This is a genomic window from Clostridium sp. AN503 (genome assembly GCF_040719375.1).
Taxonomy (GTDB): domain Bacteria; phylum Bacillota; class Clostridia; order Lachnospirales; family Lachnospiraceae; genus Brotaphodocola.
Genome location: NZ_JBFDTP010000001.1, coordinates 1,442,202 through 1,468,059, shown reverse-complemented (window position 1 = coordinate 1,468,059; position 25,858 = coordinate 1,442,202). Strand labels below are relative to the sequence as shown.

The window sequence follows — 25,858 nt, the reverse complement described above, 5'->3', positions numbered from 1 at the left end:
GGGGCTATAATATCAACAAAAAGAGTATGGAACTCAAATTTCAGATTCCATACTCTTTTATTTTGCCTTTTACGTTTCAGTATTCTGACCCCTATGATCTCTATTAATCAGCCCTCAGCACTCCGAGGTCTTCCGGATATTGGTCTCCAGCAGCCGGTTATATCCCAGCCATCCCTGGTTTTCTCCCGCTCCCTGCAGCACCTCGATCATCGTCTCCATCTTCGCGTCCGCATTGTCCGCAAAATTCAGGGCCAGCGCCTCTAAGATCGCGGGCTTTTTCGGCGATCCGTACTGCAGCTCCCCATGATGGGCCAGGATGCAGTGCTTTAACTCCGTCGCAAGACGCTCCGGGAAACCGGGGATCGTCCGGATCCGTTCACTGATCATCTCTGTGCCGATGATGATATGGCCCAGAAGCTGGCCGTCGTCCGTGTAGTCATTCTCCGGGAAGGTGGACAGCTCCTTCGTCTTGCCAATGTCATGGAACATGGCCGCTGTCAGGAGCAGATCCCGGTTCAGCAGCGGGTAAGTCCTGGAAAAATAGTCGCACATCTTTGTCACGCTCAGCGTATGTTCCAGAAGTCCGCCCACGAATCCGTGATGCACGCTCTTGGCTGCGCTGTGGAACTGGAAGGCTTTTGCAAATGCCGCATCCTCCACAAAATAACTCTCAAGCAATTTCTTCAAATACGGATTTTTTACGCTGGCGATCAGCCCCAGAAACTCTGTGTACATCTGCCGGATATCCTTTGAGGACACCGGAAGATAGTCGGCCGGGACATATTCTCCTTCATCAGCCTTGCGGACACGTTTGATATTCAGCTGGTTGGACCCCATGAATACGGTCACGTCCGCGTCCACGCAGACATAATCCATCGCTTCAAAATTGCCGACCCCCGGGGAACCTAAGTCCCAGATCTTGGCGTCCACTGTGCCTGTCTTGTCCTGCAATACCAGATTGCCGTATTCTTTTCCCGCCTTCGTCAGTGCGATCTGTTTGGATTTGCACAGATATACTTCCGAAATGCGCATGCCTTCCCGCAGGCTGTCAATATACTTCATATTCTTCCCTTTTCTTCCTGTTCTATTTTTCTATCTGGCACCCAGTTCTACCTGGCGCCCACCGTCACCTGGAACTCCAGACGCGTGTACTGGTCGCGCCCGTTGCGCTCCACGGTGACATTGATCAGCTGACCGCACTCCAGGCTGTCCATCATACCCTGAAAATCCTTCATGGAAAGCAGCTCCCTGCCATCCACAGCGGTGATGATGTCCCCGTTCTGGATTCCCGCATTGTAGGCCGGGCCGTCCGCGATGGCATTCATCACATAGATCCCCTCCGGCAGCCCCTGGGCCGCCATAGTCTCCGATACCCCCTGGCCCATAATACCGAAATATGGGGCGCCGCGGCCATTGCTCAGCTTCTCCAAAATACCCTTATAATCTGAAATGCCCATGATCTCCGTGATACCCAGGCCCTGATGGACACTCTCCTCACCCTGATGCGCCTCCATGGCCCAGCCGATCAGCTCACCCGACGTGTTGAGCAAAAATGTGCCTTTTTCCACATCCGCCGGAATATCCGAATAAAACAGCCGGCAGTGCTGATCCACCATCTGGGCATTTTTCAGGACATAGGAAACAAATCCGTAGTTCACGGAATGGACCACCCCCGCCGGAGCTCCCACCGCCACGATCAGATCCCCTTCCCGCATAGTGTAGGAGTTGCCAAGCGGAACTTCTTTCACGGATTTTAAAATGCTCTCCTCCACGTCTGACGTGTTCACGCTGACGATCGCCATACCAGTAATGGTATCCTTCTGACGCATCCGGCCGTCCACATCCTTGCCGTCCCCGAAAGTCACCTTGATGGAATCGGCTTTTTCCACCGCCGCCTCCGGTGTCAGGATCAAAAGCTCCTGTCCTGTGTCGGCGATCACTGCGCCCGCATACAGGCCCGTGGTCTCCACCGGATTGTCAAACCAGTCTACCTCCTGCTGCACAGAATGCACCACAACGATCCCGCTGCCCGCCGCCTGTACCCTCTGGCGCAGACTGCCGAGCATCGTGTTCAAATCATCCACCGTATAACGGTAATTCTCAAGAGCCGACTGGACGCGGTCCTCTATCGGCTCGCTCTCCGCGGCTGTCGTTGCTGCTGCCGTGGTCTCCTCCTCGGTGGACTCGGAAAGCTCGTCCTTCGGTATGGAGATCGATGATTCTTTAGGCGGTTCCCCACCCAGATACCGGTTCGCAAACGGCATGGTCACCACAAAGCTGACCGCTGCAACCACCCCAAAAATAACGGCAACACAGAAAAAGGCAAGCGCACGTTTTGCAATCTGCCTTCTGGTCAGCGGTGGTTTTACGACTTTTTCGTTGATAAAGCGCCGTTTTCCGTTTCCGCCCGACCCCTTCCCTGAATCATGTACTTCAGGCATGTCAACCTCCTTACTTCATATCCTCCCCGTAAAGACTTATCCCTATTATAAGGTCCCTGCCGAAAATGTGCAAGAAAAAACTTATTGCCGTTTGCCGTTCGGGGCTTTCAAGGGCCTGACAGTTATGGTATACTGTTATGGAATCCTGTTAAGGGATCTTACCCACACAGGCAGTTCCTATAGAATATACCCAGTTAGAGCATACTCATTAGAACATGCCCATCCCACTGACTTATCACAATCACAGCAAATATAAGATCGAGGACTGATATGAACCAAAAAGCATTAAAAACTTTAGAATATGACAAGATTATCGCGCAGCTGACCGAGTACGCCGCATCGGCTCCCGGCAAACTGCTGTGCAGAAACCTGCTGCCTGCTTCCAATATCGAGGAGATCCGGCAGGCACAGGCAGAGACCACCGACGCGGCCACCCGTGTCCGCATGAAGGGCAGCTTATCTTTAAGCGGCATCCGGGATATCCGCGATTCCCTAAAGCGTTTAGAGATCGGCAGCTCTCTCGGCATCCTGGAACTGCTCTCCGTCAGCTCCCTGCTGACCGTAGCCGCACGGGCCAAGGCTTATGGCAGGCACGAGGAATCCGAGGAATTTCCGGATGATTCCTTAGATGAGATGTTCCGCACCTTAGAGCCGCTCACCCCGGTCAACAACGAGATCAAGCGCTGCATCCTGTCCGAGGATGAGTTGAGCGACGACGCCAGCCCCGGGCTGCGCCATGTGCGCCGCTCCATGAAGGGAATCAATGACCGGATCCACACCCAGCTAAACAGCATTTTGAATTCCAACCGCAGCTATCTGCAGGATGCAGTCATCACCATGCGCGACGGGCGCTACTGCCTGCCGGTCAAGTCCGAACACAAGGGCCAGGTAAACGGCATGGTGCACGACCAGTCCGCCACCGGTTCCACCCTGTTCATCGAGCCGATGGCTGTCATCCAGCTCAACAATGAGCTGCGCGCTTTAGAGATCCAGGAGCAAAAAGAGATCGAAGCCGTGCTGGCAACCCTGAGCAACCAGCTTATCCCCTACACGGAGGAACTGGCGTTAAACCTTGAGATCCTGACGCGGCTGGACTTTATTTTTGCAAAAGCAGCCCTGTCCCGCCACTATAAATGCAGCGAGCCAAAGTTCAACACCGATGGATTCATCCACATTAAAGACGGACGCCATCCGCTTTTGGACCCGCAGAAGGTGGTTCCGATCACGGTCTGGCTGGGCAAGGATTTCGACCTGCTGATCATCACCGGACCCAACACCGGCGGCAAGACCGTTTCCCTAAAGACCGTGGGCCTGTTTACCCTGATGGGGCAGGCAGGGCTCCATATCCCGGCCTTTGACGGCTCGGAGCTGGCGGTATTTGACGAGGTATTTGCGGATATCGGCGACGAGCAGAGTATTGAGCAGAGTTTGAGTACGTTTTCCGCCCACATGACCAATATCGTGGACATCCTTGGGAAAGCGGACAGCCGTTCCCTGTGCCTTTTTGACGAGCTGGGCGCAGGTACGGACCCGACGGAGGGCGCTGCACTTGCCATCGCCATACTTAATTTTCTGCACAACATGAAATGCCGGACCATGGCAACGACCCATTATAGTGAGCTCAAGATCTATGCCTTAAGTACTCCGGGTGTGGAGAACGCCTGCTGCGAGTTCGACGTCCAGACCCTGCGGCCCACCTACCGGCTGCTGATCGGCATCCCCGGCAAGAGCAATGCCTTTGCCATTTCCAAAAAACTGGGGCTGCCGGACTATATCATCGATGATGCAAAGAACCACATCGAGGCGGAGGACGAGACCTTTGAGGACATCATCAGCCACTTGGAGGAGAGCCGCCTGACCATCGAGAAGGAGCGGGCGGAGATCCAGTCCTACAAGGAGGAGATCGCCCGTCTCAAATCCGGTCTGGAGCAGAAGGAAGAGCGTTTTGACGAACGCCGCGACAAGATGATCCGTTCCGCCAACGAGGAGGCCCAGAGGATCCTCCGGGAGGCCAAGGAGACTGCCGACCGCACCATCAAGAATATCAACAAGCTGGCCCTGTCCTCCGGTGTGGATACAAAAGCCCTGGAAGCAGAGCGCGCCAGGCTGCGTGACAACCTAAAGAAGGTGGAGAGCGGCCTTACCCTCAAGCAGGACACAAAGCCCCGCAAGGCCATCAACCCCAAGACCTTAAAGATCGGCGACGGGGTCCGGGTGCTCTCCATGAACCTAAAGGGCACCGTCAGTACCCTTCCGGACGCCCAGGGCAACTTATTTGTGCAGATGGGCATCCTCCGTTCGCGGGTGAAGTTGGACGACCTGGAGCTGATCCAGGAGAATTCCGTCAGCGGCCCCGGCCTGGACAGCCGCCGGAAAGGCTCCGGCAGCAGCGGCATCAAGATGTCCAAGTCCGCCAGCGTTTCCCCGGAGATCAACCTTTTGGGCATGACCGTGGACGAGGCGGTGGCGCATTTGGACAAATATTTAGACGACGCCTATATCGCCCACCTGCCCCAGGTGCGGGTAGTACACGGCAAGGGCACCGGAGCGCTGCGGGCCGGAGTCCACAAACATTTAAAGCGGTTAAAATATGTAAAAGAATTTCATCTGGGCGAGATCGGCGAAGGCGACGCCGGAGTGACCATTGTTGTATTTAAGTAACATTTTGCACGTATCATACAGTAAAAAGGGAGGATAACGACACATGGCTGAAAAACAGCGGATATTGATTGTAGACGACGATGAGAATATTGCAGAACTGATTTCCCTCTATCTGATGAAGGAATGTTACGAGACCCACATCGTCAATGACGGCGAAGAGGCCCTGAGGGTCTTTCCGGTATTTAAGCCCAACCTGATCCTTTTGGACCTGATGCTGCCGGGTATCGACGGCTATCAGGTATGCCGGGAGCTGCGGGCCACCTCCCAGGTGCCCATCATCATGCTGTCCGCCAAAGGCGAGATTTTCGACAAGGTGCTGGGGCTGGAGCTGGGCGCCGACGACTACATGATCAAGCCATTTGACTCCAAGGAGCTGGTGGCCCGGGTGAAAGCGGTGCTGCGCCGCTACCAGAGCGCCCCCGCCCCCGCCGCAGCCGCCGAGAAACAGCAGGGCGACTACGTGGAGTACCCGGATCTGATCGTCAACCTGACCAACTACTCCGTGACCTACTGCGGCCATTCCGTGGAGATGCCTCCGAAGGAGCTGGAGCTTTTATATTTCCTCGCCTCTTCACCCAACCAGGTATTTACCAGGGAGCAGCTTCTCGACCACATCTGGGGCTATGAGTACATTGGCGACACCCGGACTGTGGATGTGCATATCAAGCGGCTGAGGGAGAAGATCAAGGATCACGCCAACTGGGCGCTGACCACGGTGTGGGGGATAGGGTATAAGTTTGAGGTGAAAAAATAAGTGAACAGACGTAAGACAGTCTTATATATCGGCATGAGCCTTGACGGATACATTGCGGACAAAAACGGCGGCGTGGGCTGGATGGGCGGGCATGATGCCTCCACAGAGGATCCCGGCAGCTATCCCGCCTTTATCCAGACGGTTGACACCGTTATCATGGGCTGGGCCACCTACCATCAGGTGACGACGGAACTGTCCCCGGATGAGTGGGTGTACCCCGGGCTGGACACCTGGGTCATCACCCACAGAAAACTGCCGGCGGATGACCACGACCAGATCCGGTTTACTGACCAGGATCCCTGCGGGCTTGTAAAGGATCTGCTGAGCCAGGATGGAAAAGATATCTGGATATGCGGCGGAGCCGGCATTGTCCAGCAACTGCTGCGGGAAGATCTGATCGACACTTTTTATATTTCTGTGATTCCTGCGCTTCTGGGAGAAGGGATCCGGCTTTTCCAGGGTCCTGGAAGGGAGAAAAAACTCCGGCTGGTTAAGAGCCAGAGTTATAATGGGGTAACGGATCTGGTGTATGAGCGGCGATCCCGATAAAACTAAATACGTATGACAGACGGCCCTGCCACTCATGATCGAGATGGCAGGGCCGGATATGTTCTCTATCTTCTCCTATATTTCTGTCTCCGCCATTCGTTTGTCGTATACATAGATAAATGGGGTGTAGATCATAAAGGATATTACCATATTGCATATCTGGAGGACAGCTCCCATGGGGTTTCCGCCGGTTGCCAGGAAGCCGCCGAGCAGGACCGGGGTTGTCCAGGGCAGGTCTATGCCGCAGGGGATTGGGAATATACCCAGTCTCATGGTGAGATAGCTGAAAGCTGTTGTCGCCAGAGGTGCCAGGATGAACGGGATGATCAGGATCGGGTTCAATGCTACGGGCAGCCCGAATACGATCGGTTCGTCGATGTTAAACAATGCCGGTATCAGAGCCATTTTTCCGATCTGCTTTACATGCTTTGATCTGGCAAACAATTTGATCCAGAGGACCAGGGACAAAGAGCCTGCGGAGCCGCCGATCCAGATAAACAGTTCTATAAACTGTTTTGTGACAATATTGGGCATGACTGCTCCGCCGGTAGTAAATGTCTGCAGGTTTTCCATCATCTGGGTTGACCAGACCGGAAGCATGACGGCGTTCACCAGCTGCGCGCCGTGCAGTCCCAGGCCCCAGAAAAAGCTGTTGGCCGCCTGCAGAAAAAGCGTTGCCGGCAGGGATGTGCCAAGCCGGAAAAGAGGACGCTGGACAAAACTCATCCAGATATCACAAAATGATAATTTACTGGGCGAGGCCCCGTATACCGCCCCTATCACCAGACTGCCTGTCACCCTGATCCCGCCGAATAACAACACCACCAAAAGCAGCGGGAACATCGGCTCTATGGAGCGGGCGAAGGCCGGAAGGAGCTTTTTTAAATATTGTTTTCCAGCTGTCCGGTGCTGCAGCTCGGCAGCCGCAAGCCCGCACAGCATAGCCAGCCAAAGCTGCCGGCCTTCAAAACCGGCTTGGGATACGGCTGCTTCCATACTGACCATATGGGTCATTCCGTCTGCATCCCCGCCTCTGATCCTGAACTGGACTGTCAAAAGCGCAAATGCCGCCAGCCCCAGGATTCCTGCCTGTGTTCCATCATGTCCATAGGACTTTGACAAACTGGTCGCCGCGCTCACTGCCCCGACATAAGCGATGATCCCCAACAGGGCCGGTCTCAGAAAAACGCTTTCCCAGCTCTGCCAGCCGGTTCCCAGAAGGCGTGTCATAAAGTCCTGGTACCCGGCCCATGGGAACCGGGCAGCCAGAACAAATACTGAACTGACCAGGGTGAGCGGGACAACATGGATCATAGCCTCGCGCATCGCCTGCAAATGCCTCTGTCCTGCTGCCGCCGATGCATATGGCAGCGCTTTTTCCAAAAACTCTTCCGCTTTTTTCATTACCGTATCCGTCCTGTCAGCTTTCCAGCATTTTCAGCGCCTTTTTTAAGACCGCCTCTCCGTTCATGGAGCCGTAATCCAGCATATCGATGATCTCCACAGGACATCTGTGGCCGATCTGTTTTTCTATCTCCGCTTTGCGGAAACGGATCTGCGGCCCCAGGAGTATGATGTCCGCAGTTCTGCTCTCATCCTGTATCTGTCCGCTTCCCACGGCCCAGATCTTCCCTTCCAGTTGCATTGTCTGTGCTGCTTTCTGCATCCGTTCCACCAGAAAAGAGGTTGACATTCCCTGGGCGCACGCCAGCATAATATTAGCCATGTTCTCTTGCCTCCTTTAACTCCGCGATCTCTCGCTGCATCTCGATCATCATTTCGATCAGATCCACTGACAGGGACGCTCCCATAAAATGATCCTGCGCATGGATCAGGATCGGCGACGGTTCAACAGCCCTGCCGTTTGCCGCATTTACCAGCAGCCCGGTGTGGGCCTCATGGGCCTCCTCCAGAGACTGTTTCGCCTGCCTAACCTTTTCCTCCGCCTTTTCAAAATCCCGCCGAAAAGCATCCTGCATCGCCTCCATGCACAGGCTTTTGGCATTTCCCGCATAGGCGATGATCTGCATCAACTGTAATTCATCCTGCGTATCCATATCATTTACCCGCCCGGTCTTTTGCTTCAAAATATGATCGGAACTGGGGCAGGAACTGCCGGTTCCCTTCCAGAAGATCTGCCAGCACATCCCTGGCCTTGTAGGCGTCAAAGATCAGCGGATTGATGGTGAGCGCCATCAGGCCTTTGTCATAGCTTCCCTCCACGGCACATTCGATGGTGAGCTGCTCAAAAGCTTTCTGAAGGCTGATCATGGCTTTCTGGAGTGCATTCGTCTCCTTCTCAGCGATACACTTTGCCCCATCCTTATTGATCAGGCAGGTGCACTCGATCACCGCATCATCCGAAAGGTACGGCAGCGCTCCCTGGTTCTGGATATTGACGTACTGCACATTGTTCCGGTCGTTGGCGATCCCGTCGATCACATCCAGGGCGGCATCCGAGTAGTAGGCCCCGCCTCTCTGCTCCAGCTCTGCCGGTTTGGTGTGCACCTCTGCCTTCTCATATTTTTTAAACAGCTCCGCTTCCAGCTTCTGCACCACCTCGCCCCGCGTCCCTACTGTATCGGCATCCTTTACAAACTTTTCGTAGGTCCTATCCTTCATAAAATAGTAATCCAGATACGCGTTTGGAATGGACTGGATCGCATCCATAAGCTCTACCGGAAGATCCGTTTTCTGGATCTTTCTGGCTTCTTCATTGGAATTTAATTTGTAGGCTGTATGTACCTTCTCAAAATAACTGATTCCATCCACGGTGATATCATTGATAAAGAAAAAGTGATTCAGGCCGATCAGATCCATATGTACCTTTTCCGGGTCACACTCCAGGATCTTGCTGATCAGGATCTTAAAGGTGTAGGCGCGGTTGCACACGCCGATCGCCTTTACCTTCGTATAGCGTAAGATCGCTTCTGTCACCATTCCGGAGGGATTTGCGAAGTTGACCAGCCATGCGTCGGGACAGATCTCCTCAATATCACGGCAGATGTCCAGGATCACCGGTACGGTCCGCAGGGTCTTGGTGAAGCCGCCCACTCCGTTGGTCTCCTGGCCGATCAGGCCAAACCGGTACGCTCTCCGCTCATCCTCTATGCGCGAATCCAGTTTCCCCACCCGGAACTGGGTTGTGACAAAGTCTGCCCCTTTTAAGGCTTCCCTTCTGTCCAGGGTGGCGTGTATCTCAATATCCGCCCCGGAGCTTTCCACCATCCGCTTTGCAAGCGCGGCAATGATCTCCAGCTTTTTCTTTCCCACCTCAATATCCACCAGCCAGAACTCCTTAACATTGAGGATTCCCGCCTTCTTCCGTCTGATCAGTCCTTCCACCAGCTCCGGCGTGTAGCTGGATCCGCCTCCAATAGTGACAATCTTCAGTTCCTTCATGGCCTTTCTCTCCTTTTCTTACGTTTCTTTATCAGATCTCCGGGATCTCAACTATAACCTCTCTGCCCGCTTTTGCAGACCGCACGATCCCGTCTATGACCGCCTGATTGTAAAGGATCTCCCCCGACGGTACCGGTGCAGGGCTTCCATCCTTAACAGCATTCAGGAATGAGCGGATCTTTTTATAAAAGAGATCCCCTGTATCCAGCTCCTCCAGCGGGATCACGGTCTCAGTCTGTTTTCCGCAGACGTCATGATAGAGCTTTAAAGGCCCTCCGACGCTGCCGTTCCAGCATTCCGTGGATGGGATCCTTAATCCTCCTTTTGTCCCAAGGATCAGGGCATCTCCGGCTGTATCCATGTTCATGGCCCAGGAGATCCTGAAATCCAGGATCATGCCGCCCTCCAGCCGTACAAAAGCAGCAGCAAAGTCATCCACGCCGAATCTCTCCGCGTATTCCGGATGGAACGGATAGTTTTTCGGATCCTTTCCGAAATAATCCGACTGGTATCCGCTGACAGTCAAAGGTTTCGGATATCCCACCGCATTCAGCAGCATGTCCATGGAATAACAGCCGATATCTGCGATCGCACCAATCCCTGCCGTCTCCTCCTCTATGAACGAGGTTCCATAAGGGGTCGGGATCCCCCTGCGCCGCCCGCCTCCGGACTGAAGATAATAGACCTTCCCCAGTATCCCGGAATCCACGATTTTTTTGATCATTTTCATATTCCCGTCCAGACGGGGCTGAAAACCAATTGACAGAAGCTTCCCGCTCCGTTTTTCCGCCCTGCACATGTCTGCCGCTTCAGAAAGTGTGACTGACATGGGTTTTTCACAGAGGACGTTTACCCCTGCGTCCAGTGCATCCACCGTACATTCTGCATGGGTCCGGTTGTAGGTGCAGACGCTGACCACATCCAGCTTTACTTCTTTCAAAAGCTCTTTGTGGCTCTCACAGCATTTAACGCCGGACAGCCCCATGCGCCTGCAGAAATCTTCCGCCTTTCCCGGCACGATATCCGCCGCTCCGACGATCTCCACATCCGGGCATCTTAAATATGCCTCCACATGGGCTTCCGCGATCCAGCCGGTGCCGATGATCCCCACGCGCACGGTCTTACTTAAGTCGATCTCCTTCTCCACCAGGCACTGCTCTTTAAAACGGTCCAGTATTGTATCCGCCATCTGATTTTCCTCCTATCTTCCGGTAATATAATGTTCCATCATTTTTTGATGTGCGCGTATAAATGCCAGATTGTCGATCCCATCCTCCGCCATATCGTGATAGATCCGCTGTCCCTCATACTCGGTACATACATAACCTTCCCATCCATTTTCCTTAAGCACCCGGAATATGGTCTCATTGTCTACACTGGGGTCAACCCCGTCTTCCATATCATATACCTTCGCATGGACATGGACCGTATACGGCAGATAGTGTTTCAAAAGCTCCGGATCACAGTAGGTATAGCTGTACGCGCTTTTGGCCCAGGCCAGATCCTCCGCATTGGGATCTAAACCGGAGATTGCCTCCAAAGCCTCCTCGTAAGTCTTTCTGCTGCTGTAGCAGTCATGGATCACCCCGACTGCCTCCGGGTTTGCTCCCCGCTTGACCGCTTTCTTCTCAAGGGCCGGGATTGGCTTATCGATAAAGATACCAAAATCCGGGATCAGACCAAAATACTTTGTCTTTGTCCGCTCAATAAATTCCACATACTGGTCCACCTGCGGGGTCCCCAGCCGAAACGGAGGATGAAGCTCCAGGCCCATGACCACATTGTACTGCTCCGCACAGGGCAGCGCCTTTTCAATGATGGAAAGCGGGATCGTGTACACCACCCGCAGGAACTGAAAGCCCAGCCGCGCCGCCAGCCGGATATTGGTCTCCATGATCTCTACCGCCTGCGCCTCGTTTATATCTTCCCCGTCGATGATCTGTCCGTCCATGAACATGTCATAGCATATGGGCTTTGTCCCGTATTGATCCATCAGGGAAAACCAACGGTCCACCCATGGCTGGGGAGGATTGGGAAAGTTGGGGATGATGGATTCCGAGATGATCTCGATCCCGTCGGCTCCCGTGTCCGCCACTTCTTTGATGCATCCCTCCAGGTCCAGTTTTCCCAGATAGCACTCATCCTGATAGCTGTAAAACGACACACCCCGCCGGATTTTCGGCGGCTGCACCCAGTCCGGCCCCAGTTCCATGGTTTCTTCCCACTCTGCGGTAAACATAACCGGCTTGATATTCATGCCGTTGACGATCCGGATCTCCTCGAACACATGGATCCTGTGTGTTCCTTCTGCCAGACCGCCGGGCTTTTTCACAGTCAGCCAGGCGACCTCGCCGAACTCCCAGCGCACATCGGTCCGCCCCTCCATCACATCAAAACGGAAGGTCCCCGCCTTCACCGTAAATGTCATCTGGCTCTTGTCGAATGTCTCCCCATCTGCCGTCACTCGGAAATCATGGACGATCCCCAGATTTACTCCCCTGTAATAGCTCACTCTCACGCCCACGCGAAAGCCCGTGATCTCTCCGTCCTCCACTACGTTGCTGAGAGAATCCCTGCATATAAAATATTTATCAAACATGTTTGGCATACTGTTCCCCTCCTATGCTATATACTGCTTCATAAAATCCCTTGCAAGAAGAATCGCCTTCTGCCGCTGCTCAAGAGAATCCTCATAAGCCCGGTCCTCAATCTCAAGAACCACCGCCCCCTGGTATTTTACGTCATTGAGCGCCGATATCACCCTGCCCCAGTCGATATCGCCCTGCCCCGGAAGCTTGGGCGACTGGTAGGTGCTGGGCGCCGCAAAGATCCCGGCCATATCAAATCTGTCCTGGTAGAACTTGGCGTCCTTGACATGGAAATGGAACAGCTTGTCCGCATACTGGTAGATCGGCTTTGTATAGTCCATCCTCTGCCAGACCAGGTGGGAAGGGTCATAATTCAGCCCGAAGCATGGGCTGGGTATGGCCTCAAACATGGTATCCCAGAATGCCGGAGAACAGGCCAGATTGTCGCCGCACGGCCATTCATCCTTAAAATACATGGGGCAGTTCTCGATGGCTACCTTCACCCCGCATTTTTCCGCCAGGGCAATGATCTCCGGCCAGGTCTCCTGAAACAGCCGGATATTCTCCTCCTGGTTCCTGCTCCGGTTCCTGCCGATAAAGGTGTTGACCGTGTCAATCCCCAGAAGCTTTGCACCCGCAATACATGCTTTAATATGCTGCACCGCGGTCCGGGCCTGCTCTGTATCCTCTGAGAGCGGATTGGGGTAATAGCCGATCCCGCTGATACGCACCTGCTTTTTATCTGCGTAGCCCTTTATGTACTCCGCCTTCTCCTCCGTCAGCGTTTCCATATTGATATGGGTGACCCCCGCATACCTTCTTGCTGCCTTTCCTGCAGGCCAACAGGCCAGCTCCACACATTGAAATCCATGCTCCGCCGCAAAATCGATCACTTCCTCAAATGTATATTCGGGAAGGATCGCACTCAAAAATCCAAATTCCATATGGCTCCTCCTATAAGTCCAGATACTTTGCAACGCCTCGTAAGCTCTCCTCTGTACTCAGGCTTGGAAAATACTCAAGCCCGATCCAGCCCCCATACCCAGCGGCAGCGATCTGTCTCAGCACATAATCATAATTGATCTCACACAAATGCAGTTCATGACGCCCGGGAACCCCGGCTGCATGGAAGTGGCCGATCTTATCTATATTGGGCAAAATCCTGACCAGCAGATCCCCCTCTGAGATCTGCTGATGATAGATATCGTACAGCATCTTTACGTTTTCGCTGCCCACCTCACCAATGATCTCAAAAGCCTCGTCCGCCGAGGTCAGATAATTGTCCGGCCGGTTGACCCTGCGGTTGGACGCCTCCAGCACCACGGTGATATGCTCCGGCTCCACCACTTTGGCGGCTTCCTTAAGCCCGTCAATGATGGACTGCCGCTGCACTGACCGTGGCTCCCCCGTATCATCCCCCGAAAGCACGGTGATATGGCTGCACCCAAGCTTTTTTGCATATGTCACGGTTTTTTCCAGCTCCTGTAAAAAGCGCGTCCGTTCCTTCGCATCTGCCAGGGAAATGATCTCGTTGTTAAAATTGGCGATCTCCAGCCCCAGCTCCTCCCGGTATTCCTGCATAGCCCCCATATCCCAGTTGTTCACGCTCCAAAACTCAAACCCGTTAAACCCGCAGGCCCTGATCTCCGTCAACGCGGTCTTTAGGTCTGCGCCTTTGTAAATCGTATCAATACATGGACTGATCTTCATACTGCATCCATCCCTTTCTTCTGCTGTACATATTCCAGGACAGCATCCCTGCTGTACGCTCTTCCCATCATGCTTCATTTACGCGGATATACCCTTTGATATACCCCGGCGCCCGGTTAACCATATCGGAAAATCCCTGGTCAATATCCTCCAAAGCATAGCCGTTGGTGATCAGGTCCCCGAAATCCGCCTTTTTACAGCGCACCATCTCCATATACGCCCGGATATATTTGCCGCGCATCCTCATCCGCTTGTCATGACCATTGATGACATTCAACCCTTTCATGTTCCAGAGCCTTACATCGATCTCCCGGGAACCCGTGTGAAATCCCACAATCTCCAGATAGCCGTGTCCCTTCACCATCCTGGACGCCATCTTAAGAGCCTGCTCATTCCCTGTCACCTCGAACACCGCGTCAAATCCGTCCACAAACGTCCGGTCGTTAAACCCGTCCACAAAATGCTCCGCCCTAAGCTCAGATGGCGTATAGACCTCATCCGCCCCGTATTTCAAAGCATTTTCAAGTGCGGGCTGTTGGCTGTCCACCGCTGTAATGCTGGCGCAGCCCCGCAGTTTCAGCATACGGATGACCATAAGCCCCATATAACCGCAGCCCACAACCGCCGCACGGCTTCCAAAATCCAACGGCACTCTCTGTACCGCCCCCAGGACGCAGGACGGCGGTTCTCCGATAGCTTCCTCATCCCTGAGCCAGTCCGGCACCTTCGCAAAGAGCGAAGTATCCTGGACCACGTAATCCGCGAATGCGAAATGACAGAATCCCGCAGCCACCCGGTCGCCGATCTCAAAATCTGTAACCTCCGCTCCCTTGTCCACCACAATCCCCACCGGCTCATGGCCAATGATCCTGCCGATGCTGTCCTTCTCCCCGGTCCAGCACTCGGTCTCCGACGCGCACAGGCCGCAGACCAGCACCCGGACCTTGATCTGGTTCGCTTTTGTGATCTGTGGTTCCGGAACCTCCTGTATACTCATGGTCCTAACCCCTGTCAATACCGCTGCCCTCATGCCCCGTCTCCTTTCTCCGCTCTGCGTAACGCCGGACTGCCTCTGCCGCCATCCGGTGATCCTCCTCATGATGAAGCCCGGATATGCAAAGCGCTCCCACAAAAGTCCCGTCCTGTCTCCAGATCGGATATCCGCCGCCCCGTATCACATACAGCTCTTCATCCTCCTGCCACGGCTCCAGGCTTCCTGCTGCCTCCGCCTCCAGCCCGCAGCGCAGAGAGGATCTGCGGCTTTTCAGCACTGTGTTTTTCTTCCGCTCCAGCCAGACAATATTGCTCTCATCTGTTCCTGTCAGGAAGCACCGGACTGCGGTAAAGCCGTTCACCACAACCTGATAACAGATCCCGGCCTTTTCCTCCATTGCCAGCGCAAAGACCTCCTGTGACAGCCGCACCGCATCCTCATAGGTAAAATCCGGAAAACGCCAGTGTTCTTCATCCCAAATGATATTGTTCAGTTTCTTCTTATCGTTCGTCGCCTTTTCCTCCTACCACCATTTGATCAACTCGGTCACATGTTCCCTCACATCGATAAATTCCCTGGCCGTCACCGTCCGCGGCCTTGCCAGATGATTCTCCACCCGGCTTTTGATGGTGGTCGGTTTGTTGGTCAGGACCAGGATATTCTCACTCACATATACCGCTTCCTCAATGTTGTGCGTGATAAAGATGATCGTGGTCCCTAACTTCTCCCAGATGCCGATCAGCTCATCCTCCAGCTTGAACCGAAGCTCAATATCCAACTGCCCGTAAGGCTCGTCCATCAGAAGGATATCCGGCTTTGTGGCAAACGCCCTGGCGATCACCACCCGCTGGAGCATACTGGCTGAAAGCTGGTTCGGATAGTATTTCCTGTACTTTTGAAGGCCCACCATCTCCACCACTTCATCCACGCTCTCCCGGATCTCCTGCTCCGTCCGGTGTTTGATCCGAAGACCAAACGCGATATTCTCCTCCACATTCAGCCACGGCATGGTGGAGTACTCCTGAAAAATATAAGATACATTATGTTTTCTCAAGTCCACCGGTTCCCCGTCGATCAGGATCTCGCCTGCCGTCGGCTCATAGAGCTTTGTAAGGCAGTTTAAAAACGTAGTCTTTCCACATCCAGTCGGCCCCACCACACATAAAAACTCGCCTTTTTTCACTTCAAATGACACATTGTCAAGTACCAGCAGATCCCCGAATTTTTTTGTCAGGTTCTGCACCTTTACCTTTGCCTCTGCCATATCTGCCACCTCTCCTATCGTGTTCTGTCTACGACTCCCTGGAGCTCCTCCCGGAGCGCCAGAAATGCGTCTTCCGTATAGTTTCTGGGGCGCGGCAGGTCAATGGCGTACTCTGTCTTTACCTTTGTCGGGCAGTTGGTGAGCACCACCACCCGGTCCGCCAGATACACCGCCTCCTCAATATTGTTGGTGACAAATACGACCGTGCGTTTCTCCTGCTCCCAGATACGGATGATCTCCTCCTGCATCAGGTACCGGGTCTGCGCATCCAGATGCCCGAACGGCTCATCCATGAACAGTACCACCGGTTCATTGCAGTATGCCCGCGCAATGCCTACGCGCTGCTGCATGCCGCCGGAAAGCTGGTTCGGATAACAGTCCTCAAAACCGTTAAGGCCCACCAGGTCAATATAATACTGGGCTTTTTCCCTGCGTTCCTTCTTTCCCATCCCGCGCGCCTTCGGACCGTATTCCACATTCTGCATAACCGTGTACCATGGAAACAGCGCCGTCGTCTGGTAGACGAACCCCCGGTCCGGCCCAGGTTTTGTGATGACATTCCCGTTTACGGCCACCTTTCCCTCCGTCGCCGGTTCCAGACCCGACATTACGTTGAGCACCGTGGTCTTGCCGCACTGCCCCGGCCCGAACAGTACCAGGAATTCATTTTCCTTTACATGCAGGTCCAGTCTTTCTATCACTTCCGTTTTCGTTGTCTTTGTGTAAAATGTCTTGCTCACGCCCTCACAGCAGATCATATCCTTCCCGCCTAAACTCCTCGCCTGTTCCATCTGCATAATCTGGTCTCCACCCCTCTCATAATCAAAGCCAGCACAAATCCGATAATACCGATCACCAGAATACCTACCAGCTCCTGCAATGCGTCGTTATTGTCCATACCCCGGATGATGATCCAGCCAACGCCCTCCGTGGAGCGGATCATCTCGGATGCGACCACCTGCGCCCACGCGGAGCTTAAGCCTAGCTGCAGCCCCGCCGCAATGTACGGCACAGAACCGGGAAATACAATGGTTGCAAATATATGCCTGTCGCTGGCTCCCAGCATCTTTGCCGCCCCGATCAGCACCGGGTCGGCTGCCTTGGCGCCTGCATACGCATTCTGGAGCACCGACAGAAAAGTTGCCAGGAAGATCAGGAAGTACTTGGAAGCGTCATAGATCCCGAACCACAGGATCGCCAACGGGATCCACGCCACCGGCGGGATCGGACGGATGATGTTAAACAGCGGGCTGACAATGGCGTCCACCGCACGGTAGGTGCCCATCATGATGCCCAGTATCACCGCCACTGTCGCCGCGACCACATAACCGATCAGTATCCGCTTCAGGCTGGTGAAAATATGCAGCGGCAGCGTCCCGGCCCATACTTGACCACAAAGTGCTGAAAGAAGCTTTTAAACGTCTCCACCGGCCCCGGCAGCGCCCTTCCCACATCCGTCCATGCAACCAGGGCGGCCCAGATACAGCAGAAAAGAAACAGCGACAGGATTGTTGTGCCCAGCTTGACCAGCCACTCTTTGTCTATTTTTTTACGCATCATGGCTCCTCCCCTTTACAACGATTTTTTCGATCAGCCCGATGATCCAGGTCAGAATGGAACCTAAGAATCCGATCGCCAGCATTCCCACAATGATCACATCCGGCCGGTAAATACCTCTGCACTGCTGGATCATATATCCAAGCCCGCGGGAGGATGCGATCAGTTCCGCAGCCACAATACTCATCCATGACGCCCCTAAGGCCACGCGGATACCGGTCATGATATACGGAAGCGCCGTGGGGATCGCCACCTTAAAAAGCATCTGGCTCCTGCTGGCGCCAAAGGTCCGGGCAACCCACATATGTACGTCTTTTGTCTGCTTGATCCCTGCGTAGGAATTCAGCACGCACGGCACCATGCCCGCGATGAAAATGGTCACGGCCTTGGAGGTAAATCCGATCCCAAGGATAATGATCATAAGCGGCGCCCAGGCCAGGCCCGGAACCGCCTTTACAAAATCAAACACCGGACGCACCAGCAGATCCACCGGTTTATACCAGGCCATAAAGATCCCCGTAGGCACCCCGATCAGGATCCCCAGAGCATAACCCGCCAGCGCCACCTTCAGGCTCGCCGTCATATGCTGGATCAGCGTCCCCCCGTCCGGCGCCGTATGATCCAGTTTGTAGATAAAGGTCTCCACGATCTTGACCGGCCCCGGCAGCGTTATGTTGGTAGTCAGATGCAGCACATCCGTGCAGAAATACCAGATCAGCAAAAACAGCGCAACTGACATGCAGGAGAGCAGAAAATAGAACCCGTTTTTCTCTTTCTTCAACGTAAACCCCCTCTTTCTATATGAGGCCGCCCGGTCAGGCAGCCCCACATTTCATTAAAGTCCCCATTACTTACTGAATTTCTTTACCTCTACTCCCAGCGCTTCCGAAATGAGCGTATTGTCATAATTCTTGTAAACATTGTCCACATTCGCCGGATCGATGGTTCCCACGGTGCCATAGAAATCTGCAACAGACTGCATACCGTCGCCGATCATATATTCTGCAGAACCCTGGACCTTACTGCCAAGCAGCTCATTCTTCTCCAGCTCATAGTCCAACTGCTCTTCTACAAACTGAATGCCGTTTTCCCCGTAGAACTCCTTTACCACTTCCTTGCGGAATGCCGGATCTGCCTCCATCTTGTCGATCACGCCGTAGATGACCTGAAGGAATATCTTGATCTCATCCCTGCGCTCCCCGATCACTGCCGGCGAGAAGATAACACAGTCTTTGATCTTGATGCCCGTCGCATCCTCCACGCTTGCACAGATCGTATAGTCCCCCTCCACAGCCATGGTATAGATATAAGGCATCTTGGTACCGATCACATCGCCTTCTCCGGACATAAATGCCTGGTAACCAGACGCATCTTCCATGTTGATAAAGGTGATATCATCGTCCGTCAGTCCAAACTGGGAAATGTATTTGCTGACATAAAACTGCTGGGCTTGTCCAAGCTGGCAGACGTAGCTCTTCCCTTTCAGCGTGTCCGCAGAACCGTACATTTCAGGTTTTCCCTCAATCTCGCCCTTATGCGCAAGGATGTCACTGTCGTTCCTGACAACAATGCCGTCCGCTCCGGCCGTATCCACCTCGCCTACCATCGTCACCAGGTTGTTTGCCAGCGCATATACCGTAGCCAGACCGCTGATCGCGCCGTCCAGCTCGCCCGCGCCGATCGCCTCGTTGATGGCAGCGCCGCCTGAGAACATCGCTAAATCTACATTGATCCCGGCTTCCTTAAACAGGTCATTCTTATCCGCATACCACAGGGAAACTCCCATCTGATGAGGCATGGTACCGACACGCAGCGGATCGTTTGCTAAATAATCCGTTTTTACAGCATCCGCTCCTTCAGCAGACGCAGCTTCAGCAGGCGCCTCCGCCTTGCTTTCCGGTGCAGCCTCCTTTGCGGTTGCCGCCGGCGTCTCTTTTGCCCCCGAACCGCCGCAGGCTGTCAGGGAAGCCGCCGTCATAGCCATGGAAACAACTACTGCCGCCGCTCTCATCATCTGTCTTTTTTTCATGTTCTTTCCTCCTCTTGGAATGGTTTATTTTGTTTGAAAACAAGTCATTGCTTTCAAATCAGTACGTTTTTATGAGTCCTCCAAAACCTTTACCCAGCGCCCCAGCGCATCGCTTCTCAAACAGGCATCCACTATCTTCATCACGTAAGCCGCTTCCCTGAACGTAGGGTATTTCTGCTCTACATTCGTAAATGTGCCTTCCCGGATGGACTGATAAAACAGCTCGATCCCCTTCTTTAAAGCGTCCGCCCATCCTATGGGATGCCCTGCCGGAAGAGGAGCGTATGCTCCCGCCTCAGCCGACAAAAACCCGGAGGACGCGTAGATAAGCGTATTTCCCTGTTCCCTGTCCCCGATCCACAGCTTATCCGGATATTCCTGGTCCCAGTTTAAAGATCCCCGGTCCCCTCCGACGGCGATCGAAAAAGCATTCTTCTTCCCTGCCCGTACCTGTGACACATGGACCATACCCTCAATCCCGCTCTCCGTCTTAAACAGGATATAGGCAGCGTCCTCATTCTCCACCCGGACAGGCTCCGAACACCCCGGGGCCGCCTGATCCGCGCCTGTGCCCGCTCCAGAAAATGTGCTTTTCTTCTCTGTCTTCCTTCTCACCGGGTAGACCGTCAGGAAATGCGCGAACACTTCCGTGATCCTCTCCCCGCACAAAAACTGCACCGCATCAAAACAATGGGAACCGATGTCCGCTGCCGCCCGCGACCTTCCTCCCACAGCCGGGTCAAGCCGCCAGTCATAATCCGTCTCATACATCATCCAGTCCTGCAGATACTCCGCATCTATGGTCAGGATCTTCCCCACCCGGTTGCCTTTTATTCTTTCCCACATCTCCCGGACCATGGCATTCTGGCGATAGACGAAATCCACTCCCGCGCCAACCTTACTGGCTGCCGCCAGCTCCGTCAGCTCCTCCGCCTCCGGAACTGTCAGCGTCAGAGGCTTTTCACAGAAAACATGGATCCCTCCTGCAATAAGCTCCTTACAGACCGGATAATGCATGTTGCTGGGCGTGCAGTTATGCACCGCATCCACCTTACTGTATTTGAGCAGTTCTTCTGTGCTGCTGTAGTACTCCGGGATATCCATGGAAGCTGCCACTTTCCTTCCAAGCTCCCGGTTCGGTTCAACCAGCGCCTTCACCCGCAGTCCTGGAATCCTTCGTATGGCTTCAATATGTTGTAATCCAATAAAACCCCCTCCCACAACCGCAATATCCAGTGTTGTCATCTTTCTCCCCTCTCAGATTTTTTACTGTAAATTTTTACATATTTACGTAAATTTTTCATATCCATAATATATCATAACAGCACGGGTAAGTCAAGCATCTTTTCGTTATATTGCACTATTTTATTCGTATTACTGATTATTTTTTATTATTTTTGTCAATATATTATTTGGTACTACTTGTTTCTTTTTTATATGCATTCCCAATTTTTCATACATTTTTTACATTTTACATTTGATTATGAAAAATTTTACATTTCATCCTTTACATTAACACAAACGGCGATTATAATGATATAAGAAGGCAGCCGCCAGACCTGCATTGACCGCTGCCATTGATATTTGGGAGGACGCATATGAGTTCAGAAAAAGTTACGATACAGGAAATTGCAGACATGGCAAACGTATCGATTGCCACTGTATCAAGAATCATCAATCACAAAGATAACGTGAAACCGGACACCCGGCAAAAAGTATTAAAGGCCATGGAGCAGCTAAACTTTCTGCCCAAGTCCCTCACCCCCCTGTCCTGCGCGGACAGCAAGATCATCCTGATATGCCTGCCGGACTTAAACAATCCGTTCAACAACCCGATCATCAGCGGCATCCAGAAAGCAGCCGATGCCCAGGGCTATGACGTGCTGATCCTCCAGGCCCGGAACTTTTACACTGACAGCAACGACTATACCAATATCCTGAAAAATGCCTCCATCGCAGGCATCCTGATCCTGGCCTCCGTGCCACGTCCAGAGCTGCTCAGCGAGCTGGCCCTGCGCTGTCCGGTGGTGATGTGTTCCGAGTACGCGGAAGATTACGGGGTATCCTATGTCAGCATCGATGACGTAGCCGCCGCCCGGAAGGCCGTCAACTACCTGATCTCCACCGGACGGAAGAAGATCGGCTTCATCAACGGAAACATGAATTTCAAATACTCAAGGCACCGCGAGAAGGGCTATACAGAAGCCCTGCAGGCAGCCGGCCTGGAGGTCAATCCCGCCTGGGTCGTCCACCTCTCAGCCATCGACTACCAGCTTGCCCTCTCCAATGCCTGCCACATGCTCAGCCTTCCCAACCGTCCGGACGCGATCTTTGCCTGCTCCGACCTGTTGGCCGTAGGCGCCATCAATGCCGCCAAACAGCTAAAGCTGGACGTTCCCCACGACGTCTCCGTAGTCGGCTTTGACAACATAGAACTGACCACCATGATCACCCCGACCATCACCACCATCGAACAGCCCTGTTTCCAGATAGGCTACCAGTCCTGCGAGCTGCTGATCGAAAAAATCACCAATCCAAAGGCCGAGGTCAAACAGATCATACTGGACACCGAATTGATCGTCCGCGATTCCACCGTTCTGTGTATTTAACTGTTGAGCCTCCACCAGCAAGCACATAAGCCGGGAAATACCATCTAACGGTATTTCCCGGCTCATCTCACCTGGTCTCAAATGCTCACCACGCTCTTATCACAAATTCTCTTTAAGGAATCGAAGCCCCTCCAAAGCCAGCGCATCCTGGCTGGCAGCCAGCGGCCTCCACAGAGAAACCGCCCTGGCGATCTCTCCCCAGTCCAGATGATCCTCCCCCGGCGTCCCTCTGTCATTCGCACACGCGTGGAAATCAAACAATCTGTCACCCGCCATCCTGATCGCCTGTCCCAAGTCCTTCTCCTCAATATTCATATGAAACGTATCCAGCAAAAATCCCACGTTATCACAGCCAATATCATCCAACAGCCGGTTTCCCTGCTCAACCGTATTCAGAAAATCCGTTTCAAACCGGTTCAGGACCTCCAGCGCCAGCCTGACGCCCTTAGAAGCAGCATACCCTGCAAGCTCCCTGACATTCCCAACCACATAAGCCCATTGCCGTTCCCGTTCCTCTCCAGACGCAAGCCGCGTCCTGCCAGTGGCGGCATACATCGGCCCCGCCACATAAGGCGACCCCAGTATAGACGCCATATCGATCAAAGTCCTGATATAAGCCATCCCAGTATCCCGATAATCCGGATTATCCGAGCTGATATCCCGTTCCATCCCAAAAGCCCCGCAGACGTTCACCTGTATCCCCACCCGGTCAGCCTCCCGCCTCACAAGAACCGGATCAAACGCCCCCGGCTCCTCCACCCCAATCTCATAAATATCAAACCCCAGATCCTTAGCATGCCTCAACTGTCCGATCGTATCATTAGAAAACGGAGACACCCAGACATAAGAACTCACCCCAAATTTCACACCTGCACCCTCCTCATCTTTTTACATTCCCCTGTAAACTTTTACATCCCCTCAACACCCCTAACCTCATATGCCTAAAACTATATCCCTTTCCAAAATCCCCGTCAATACCCCAGGCAGATTTACATAATTTACATAACCTTCCAACATTCCATTTTTTCTTTTCGCTTTTCCTCCCCAGCGCAGCCAGAGCACAGTCCGTGTATGGGCGCAGGGATTGGTGAAACGAAAGCGCAGCGGCATCTTGCGGAGGCTTAGAAACACTTAGCTTCCTGCAATAAAAAAACCGGGGACTCGGCCTGACGCACAACGTCAGGCCGAGAGGTGACGCGGAGGCGGGAAATCCATCAGGATTTCCCGCCGACTGTCACCGGTGCCCCGGTTTTTATATTGCAGGAAGGTTAGTGTTTCCCGCCGACGACAAACAGCCGCTGCGCTTCGTTTCACCAATCCCTGCGCCCATACACGGACGTTTCTCTACTCCGCTATCCAGGCAAACTCACTTAGCATCCTTAAGAGCATTCGCCACCGCTTCCATAATACCATTGCTGGTATTGGTCGCTCCGGACACTGCATCTACCTCTGCGTTCTGAGTCTTAATGATGTCAGCAACAACATTTTTCTCAGCCGCCTCATAGATACCCTCGGTCTCGCCGTGCTCCTTCAAGGTGATCGCGGTAATATTGCCGCCCTCAACCTTCACTTCTACCTTGATGTCGCCATTGTTGCCCTTACCGGTACCTTCATACACGCCATCCTTATAATTACCCTGAGCCTCCGGCGCTGCTGCCGCCTCATCGCCGCCCGCGGTGATCTCAGCCTCAGTATGCCCGCCGTTTGCCATAACATAATCCTCAGCAGAAGTACCTGCGATACGGCCAAATACCACGATATCGGTCACCGCGTTGCCGCCCAGACGGTTTGCGCCGTGAACGCCTCCGGTGATCTCACCTGCTGCGAACAGACCTGCGACCGCGTTTCCATCCTCTTTTAAGACTTCACAGCTGGTATTGATCTTCACGCCGCCCATGGTGTGATGGATCGCCGGCGCGCACAGAGCTGCGTAGTATTTCGGCTCGGTCAGCGGAAGCTCCATGCTCTCACGGCCGAAGTCATCATCCTTGCCGCTCTCCTGATAACCTGCATAGATGCTCAAGGTCTCTGCCAGAGCTGCGCCGTCAATGCCGATCGCCTCGCCTAACTCCTCCGGAGTCTCAGCCTCACTCACAATACCTGCTTTGATGTAGGACTCGATAGCAGACAAGCTGTCTCTTACGGCCTGATCAAATACCATATAGCATTCCCCGTCGGTCTGCTCCAGGATAGCTGCAGATACCACGTCACGGGTCTCCAGCTCATTTACAAAACGTTTGCCTTCTTTGTTCACCAGGATCGCACCGTTGCCGCGCACGCCCTCGGTGTACATGGTCTGGGTCTCCGGGTTTACGGTCGGGTGGGTCTGAACCTGATCCATATCAACAAATGCTGCGCCCAGCTCCTTTGCCATGGCAATACCGTCGCCGGTCGCGCCTGCATGGTTGGTGGTGCCAAAGCCCTTTAAGTCAGGCTTGTACTCCTCTACCATCTGCGCATTGGCGCCAAAACCGCCGGTAGCCAGGATCACTGCGGTACAGTCGATCGTCATCTCATTGCCGTCCTTGTCAACAGCAACCACGCCGGATACGGCGCCCTTGTCGTTCACCAGGATCTGCTTTGCGGTGGTCTCTAAGAGAACCGGGATGTTCAGTTCCTCCATCTTCGCATTGAGGGTCTTCACTAACATCGGGCCCACTGCGGAGGTGTCGGACGGTCTGTGGATACGCTTTACGCTTGCTCCGCCGAACATGCCTACCACGCTTAAATCGCCGCCGATCTCATTTACCCAGTCAACTGCTGCTGCGGAATTCTCAGCCATTACAGTAACCAGTTCTTTATCATTTAACTCCTTGCCGCCCTTCATGGTGTCTTCCACGAACAGCTCCACGGAATCCTCGATGCCGTCTGCTTCCTGGTATGTAGTTGCACATGCATTTAAGCCGCCGGTGGAACGGGTGGTATTGCCTCCCGTGATCGGCATCTTCTCCAGAACAACCACATCGGTTGCGCCGTCCTGCACGGCCTGGATCGCTGCGGTCATACCTGCGCCGCCTGCACCGATCACCACGATGTCTGCCTGCTGGTTCTCTGCCTTAGCTGCCTCGGTCTCCGCTTCTGTGGACTCCGCTGCTGTGGTCGCCTCAGTAGCTGCCTCAGTGGTAGCTGCCGTGGTTGTATCGGCTGTCTTGCCGCCACATGCTGCCAGGGATAAAACCATAGCTGCTGCAACTGCAACAGACATCAGTTTTCTGCCTGATTTTCTCATTTCATTTTCCTCCCATGATTGAAATTAAAGTTCTTGTTGCCATTAGCAGCAATAGTCTATCACATCGTTAA

At 53.6% G+C, this 25,858-nt stretch carries 25 protein-coding genes; 4 read left to right on the top strand and 21 right to left on the bottom strand.

What is annotated here, in order from left to right; genetic code table 11:
- Window positions 1-114: 114 nt before the first annotated feature.
- Window positions 115-1,062, bottom strand: coding sequence for an HD domain-containing protein (locus AB1I67_RS06675; RefSeq protein ID WP_367029025.1), 948 nt, complete (start codon window positions 1,060-1,062; stop codon window positions 115-117).
- A gap of 47 nt (window positions 1,063-1,109) precedes the next feature.
- Complete coding sequence (locus tag AB1I67_RS06670; RefSeq protein ID WP_367029024.1) at window positions 1,110-2,441, bottom strand: PDZ domain-containing protein; 1,332 nt, start codon at window positions 2,439-2,441, stop codon at window positions 1,110-1,112.
- 270 nt (window positions 2,442-2,711) lie between these two features.
- Between AB1I67_RS06670 and AB1I67_RS06665 the strand changes: the two genes are divergently transcribed.
- Genes AB1I67_RS06665 through AB1I67_RS06655 form a run of 3 tightly spaced genes read left to right on the top strand, consistent with a single transcriptional unit; the run spans window position 2,712 to window position 6,405 of the window.
- Window positions 2,712-5,102 carry an endonuclease MutS2 gene (locus AB1I67_RS06665; protein ID WP_367029023.1) on the top strand — a complete coding sequence of 797 codons (2,391 nt, stop codon included), beginning with the start codon at window positions 2,712-2,714 and terminating at the stop codon, window positions 5,100-5,102.
- A 43-nt stretch (window positions 5,103-5,145) separates the two neighbouring features.
- A complete protein-coding gene (locus AB1I67_RS06660) occupies window positions 5,146-5,856 on the top strand; it encodes a response regulator transcription factor (RefSeq protein ID WP_367029022.1) in 711 nt (236 codons plus the stop codon).
- A 33-nt stretch (window positions 5,857-5,889) separates the two neighbouring features.
- A complete protein-coding gene (locus AB1I67_RS06655; protein WP_367029169.1) occupies window positions 5,890-6,405 on the top strand; it encodes a dihydrofolate reductase family protein in 516 nt (171 codons plus the stop codon).
- Window positions 6,406-6,480: 75 nt separating this feature from the next.
- On the opposite strand, the gene AB1I67_RS06650 is transcribed toward AB1I67_RS06655, so the two are convergent.
- The 17 genes from AB1I67_RS06650 to AB1I67_RS06570 form a co-directional block, all read right to left on the bottom strand.
- Window positions 6,481-7,809 carry a PTS transporter subunit EIIC gene (locus tag AB1I67_RS06650; RefSeq protein WP_367029021.1) on the bottom strand — a complete coding sequence of 443 codons (1,329 nt, stop codon included), beginning with the start codon at window positions 7,807-7,809 and terminating at the stop codon, window positions 6,481-6,483.
- A 16-nt stretch (window positions 7,810-7,825) separates the two neighbouring features.
- A complete protein-coding gene (locus AB1I67_RS06645) occupies window positions 7,826-8,131 on the bottom strand; it encodes a PTS sugar transporter subunit IIB (RefSeq protein ID WP_367029020.1) in 306 nt (101 codons plus the stop codon).
- A complete protein-coding gene (locus tag AB1I67_RS06640) occupies window positions 8,124-8,462 on the bottom strand; it encodes a PTS lactose/cellobiose transporter subunit IIA (protein WP_367029019.1) in 339 nt (112 codons plus the stop codon). The genes AB1I67_RS06645 and AB1I67_RS06640 overlap by 8 nt, the downstream gene beginning before the upstream one ends.
- A 1-nt stretch (window position 8,463) precedes the next feature.
- Complete coding sequence (locus AB1I67_RS06635) at window positions 8,464-9,807, bottom strand: 6-phospho-beta-glucosidase (RefSeq protein WP_367029018.1); 1,344 nt, start codon at window positions 9,805-9,807, stop codon at window positions 8,464-8,466.
- 31 nt (window positions 9,808-9,838) lie between these two features.
- Entirely contained in the window at window positions 9,839-10,996 is a 1,158-nt protein-coding gene (locus AB1I67_RS06630) for a Gfo/Idh/MocA family oxidoreductase (protein ID WP_367029017.1), read from the bottom strand.
- A 12-nt stretch (window positions 10,997-11,008) separates the two neighbouring features.
- Window positions 11,009-12,415 (bottom strand): DUF6379 domain-containing protein, encoded by a 1,407-nt coding sequence (locus tag AB1I67_RS06625; RefSeq protein ID WP_367029016.1) that lies wholly within the window; start codon window positions 12,413-12,415, stop codon window positions 11,009-11,011.
- A 12-nt stretch (window positions 12,416-12,427) separates the two neighbouring features.
- The gene (locus tag AB1I67_RS06620; protein WP_367029015.1) at window positions 12,428-13,339 is read right to left on the bottom strand and encodes a sugar phosphate isomerase/epimerase; all 912 of its coding nucleotides are present in this window, start codon (window positions 13,337-13,339) and stop codon (window positions 12,428-12,430) included.
- 10 nt (window positions 13,340-13,349) lie between these two features.
- On the bottom strand, window positions 13,350-14,105 hold the full coding sequence (locus AB1I67_RS06615) for a TIM barrel protein (RefSeq protein WP_367029014.1): 756 nt from the start codon (window positions 14,103-14,105) through the stop codon (window positions 13,350-13,352).
- A 67-nt stretch (window positions 14,106-14,172) separates the two neighbouring features.
- The gene (locus AB1I67_RS06610; protein ID WP_367029013.1) at window positions 14,173-15,135 is read right to left on the bottom strand and encodes a zinc-binding dehydrogenase; all 963 of its coding nucleotides are present in this window, start codon (window positions 15,133-15,135) and stop codon (window positions 14,173-14,175) included.
- A complete protein-coding gene (locus AB1I67_RS06605; RefSeq protein WP_367029168.1) occupies window positions 15,107-15,580 on the bottom strand; it encodes a heme-binding protein in 474 nt (157 codons plus the stop codon). Before AB1I67_RS06605 ends, AB1I67_RS06610 begins: the two co-directional genes overlap by 29 nt.
- A 42-nt stretch (window positions 15,581-15,622) precedes the next feature.
- The gene (locus AB1I67_RS06600) at window positions 15,623-16,363 is read right to left on the bottom strand and encodes an ABC transporter ATP-binding protein (protein ID WP_367029012.1); all 741 of its coding nucleotides are present in this window, start codon (window positions 16,361-16,363) and stop codon (window positions 15,623-15,625) included.
- A gap of 14 nt (window positions 16,364-16,377) precedes the next feature.
- Window positions 16,378-17,160: an ABC transporter ATP-binding protein gene (locus AB1I67_RS06595; protein ID WP_367029011.1), complete on the bottom strand. Its 783-nt coding sequence runs from the start codon at window positions 17,158-17,160 to the stop codon at window positions 16,378-16,380.
- Entirely contained in the window at window positions 17,133-17,687 is a 555-nt protein-coding gene (locus tag AB1I67_RS06590) for an ABC transporter permease (protein WP_367029010.1), read from the bottom strand. Before AB1I67_RS06590 ends, AB1I67_RS06595 begins: the two co-directional genes overlap by 28 nt.
- A gap of 20 nt (window positions 17,688-17,707) precedes the next feature.
- Window positions 17,708-17,923 carry a hypothetical protein gene (locus AB1I67_RS06585; RefSeq protein WP_367029009.1) on the bottom strand — a complete coding sequence of 72 codons (216 nt, stop codon included), beginning with the start codon at window positions 17,921-17,923 and terminating at the stop codon, window positions 17,708-17,710.
- Window positions 17,913-18,701, bottom strand: a complete 789-nt coding sequence (locus AB1I67_RS06580; protein ID WP_367029008.1) for an ABC transporter permease — start codon at window positions 18,699-18,701, stop codon at window positions 17,913-17,915. The genes AB1I67_RS06585 and AB1I67_RS06580 overlap by 11 nt, the downstream gene beginning before the upstream one ends.
- A 66-nt stretch (window positions 18,702-18,767) precedes the next feature.
- Window positions 18,768-19,949, bottom strand: coding sequence for an ABC transporter substrate-binding protein (locus tag AB1I67_RS06575; protein ID WP_367029007.1), 1,182 nt, complete (start codon window positions 19,947-19,949; stop codon window positions 18,768-18,770).
- 69 nt (window positions 19,950-20,018) lie between these two features.
- Complete coding sequence (locus AB1I67_RS06570) at window positions 20,019-21,194, bottom strand: Gfo/Idh/MocA family oxidoreductase (protein ID WP_367029006.1); 1,176 nt, start codon at window positions 21,192-21,194, stop codon at window positions 20,019-20,021.
- Window positions 21,195-21,547: 353 nt separating this feature from the next.
- On the opposite strand from AB1I67_RS06570, the gene AB1I67_RS06565 reads away from it, so the two are divergent.
- Window positions 21,548-22,558, top strand: a complete 1,011-nt coding sequence (locus AB1I67_RS06565; protein WP_367029005.1) for a LacI family DNA-binding transcriptional regulator — start codon at window positions 21,548-21,550, stop codon at window positions 22,556-22,558.
- A gap of 99 nt (window positions 22,559-22,657) precedes the next feature.
- On the opposite strand, the gene AB1I67_RS06560 is transcribed toward AB1I67_RS06565, so the two are convergent.
- Entirely contained in the window at window positions 22,658-23,425 is a 768-nt protein-coding gene (locus tag AB1I67_RS06560; protein WP_367029004.1) for a sugar phosphate isomerase/epimerase family protein, read from the bottom strand.
- Between the two features lie 499 nt (window positions 23,426-23,924).
- Window positions 23,925-25,787, bottom strand: coding sequence for a flavocytochrome c (locus tag AB1I67_RS06555; protein ID WP_367029003.1), 1,863 nt, complete (start codon window positions 25,785-25,787; stop codon window positions 23,925-23,927).
- Between the last annotated feature and the right edge of the window lie 71 nt (window positions 25,788-25,858).

Bases quoted from the DNA above. Each gene is read 5' to 3' on its own strand.
- AB1I67_RS06575 (WP_367029007.1), bottom strand. From the start codon at position 19,949: ATGAAAAAAAGACAGATGATGAGAGCGGCGGCAGTAGTTGTTTCCATG.
- AB1I67_RS06585 (WP_367029009.1), bottom strand. From the start codon at position 17,923: ATGATGCGTAAAAAAATAGACAAAGAGTGGCTGGTCAAGCTGGGCACA.
- AB1I67_RS06635 (WP_367029018.1), bottom strand. From the start codon at position 9,807: ATGAAGGAACTGAAGATTGTCACTATTGGAGGCGGATCCAGCTACACG.
- AB1I67_RS06655 (WP_367029169.1), top strand. From the start codon at position 5,890: ATGAGCCTTGACGGATACATTGCGGACAAAAACGGCGGCGTGGGCTGG.
- AB1I67_RS06670 (WP_367029024.1), bottom strand. From the start codon at position 2,441: ATGCCTGAAGTACATGATTCAGGGAAGGGGTCGGGCGGAAACGGAAAA.
- AB1I67_RS06630 (WP_367029017.1), bottom strand. From the start codon at position 10,996: ATGGCGGATACAATACTGGACCGTTTTAAAGAGCAGTGCCTGGTGGAG.
- AB1I67_RS06645 (WP_367029020.1), bottom strand. From the start codon at position 8,131: ATGGCTAATATTATGCTGGCGTGCGCCCAGGGAATGTCAACCTCTTTT.
- AB1I67_RS06625 (WP_367029016.1), bottom strand. From the start codon at position 12,415: ATGCCAAACATGTTTGATAAATATTTTATATGCAGGGATTCTCTCAGC.
- AB1I67_RS06640 (WP_367029019.1), bottom strand. From the start codon at position 8,462: ATGGATACGCAGGATGAATTACAGTTGATGCAGATCATCGCCTATGCG.
- AB1I67_RS06610 (WP_367029013.1), bottom strand. From the start codon at position 15,135: ATGAGGGCAGCGGTATTGACAGGGGTTAGGACCATGAGTATACAGGAG.
- AB1I67_RS06675 (WP_367029025.1), bottom strand. From the start codon at position 1,062: ATGAAGTATATTGACAGCCTGCGGGAAGGCATGCGCATTTCGGAAGTA.
- AB1I67_RS06615 (WP_367029014.1), bottom strand. From the start codon at position 14,105: ATGAAGATCAGTCCATGTATTGATACGATTTACAAAGGCGCAGACCTA.
- AB1I67_RS06570 (WP_367029006.1), bottom strand. From the start codon at position 21,194: ATGACAACACTGGATATTGCGGTTGTGGGAGGGGGTTTTATTGGATTA.
- AB1I67_RS06665 (WP_367029023.1), top strand. From the start codon at position 2,712: ATGAACCAAAAAGCATTAAAAACTTTAGAATATGACAAGATTATCGCG.
- AB1I67_RS06620 (WP_367029015.1), bottom strand. From the start codon at position 13,339: ATGGAATTTGGATTTTTGAGTGCGATCCTTCCCGAATATACATTTGAG.
- AB1I67_RS06600 (WP_367029012.1), bottom strand. From the start codon at position 16,363: ATGGCAGAGGCAAAGGTAAAGGTGCAGAACCTGACAAAAAAATTCGGG.
- AB1I67_RS06595 (WP_367029011.1), bottom strand. From the start codon at position 17,160: ATGCAGATGGAACAGGCGAGGAGTTTAGGCGGGAAGGATATGATCTGC.
- AB1I67_RS06555 (WP_367029003.1), bottom strand. From the start codon at position 25,787: ATGAGAAAATCAGGCAGAAAACTGATGTCTGTTGCAGTTGCAGCAGCT.
- AB1I67_RS06565 (WP_367029005.1), top strand. From the start codon at position 21,548: ATGAGTTCAGAAAAAGTTACGATACAGGAAATTGCAGACATGGCAAAC.
- AB1I67_RS06660 (WP_367029022.1), top strand. From the start codon at position 5,146: ATGGCTGAAAAACAGCGGATATTGATTGTAGACGACGATGAGAATATT.
- AB1I67_RS06650 (WP_367029021.1), bottom strand. From the start codon at position 7,809: ATGAAAAAAGCGGAAGAGTTTTTGGAAAAAGCGCTGCCATATGCATCG.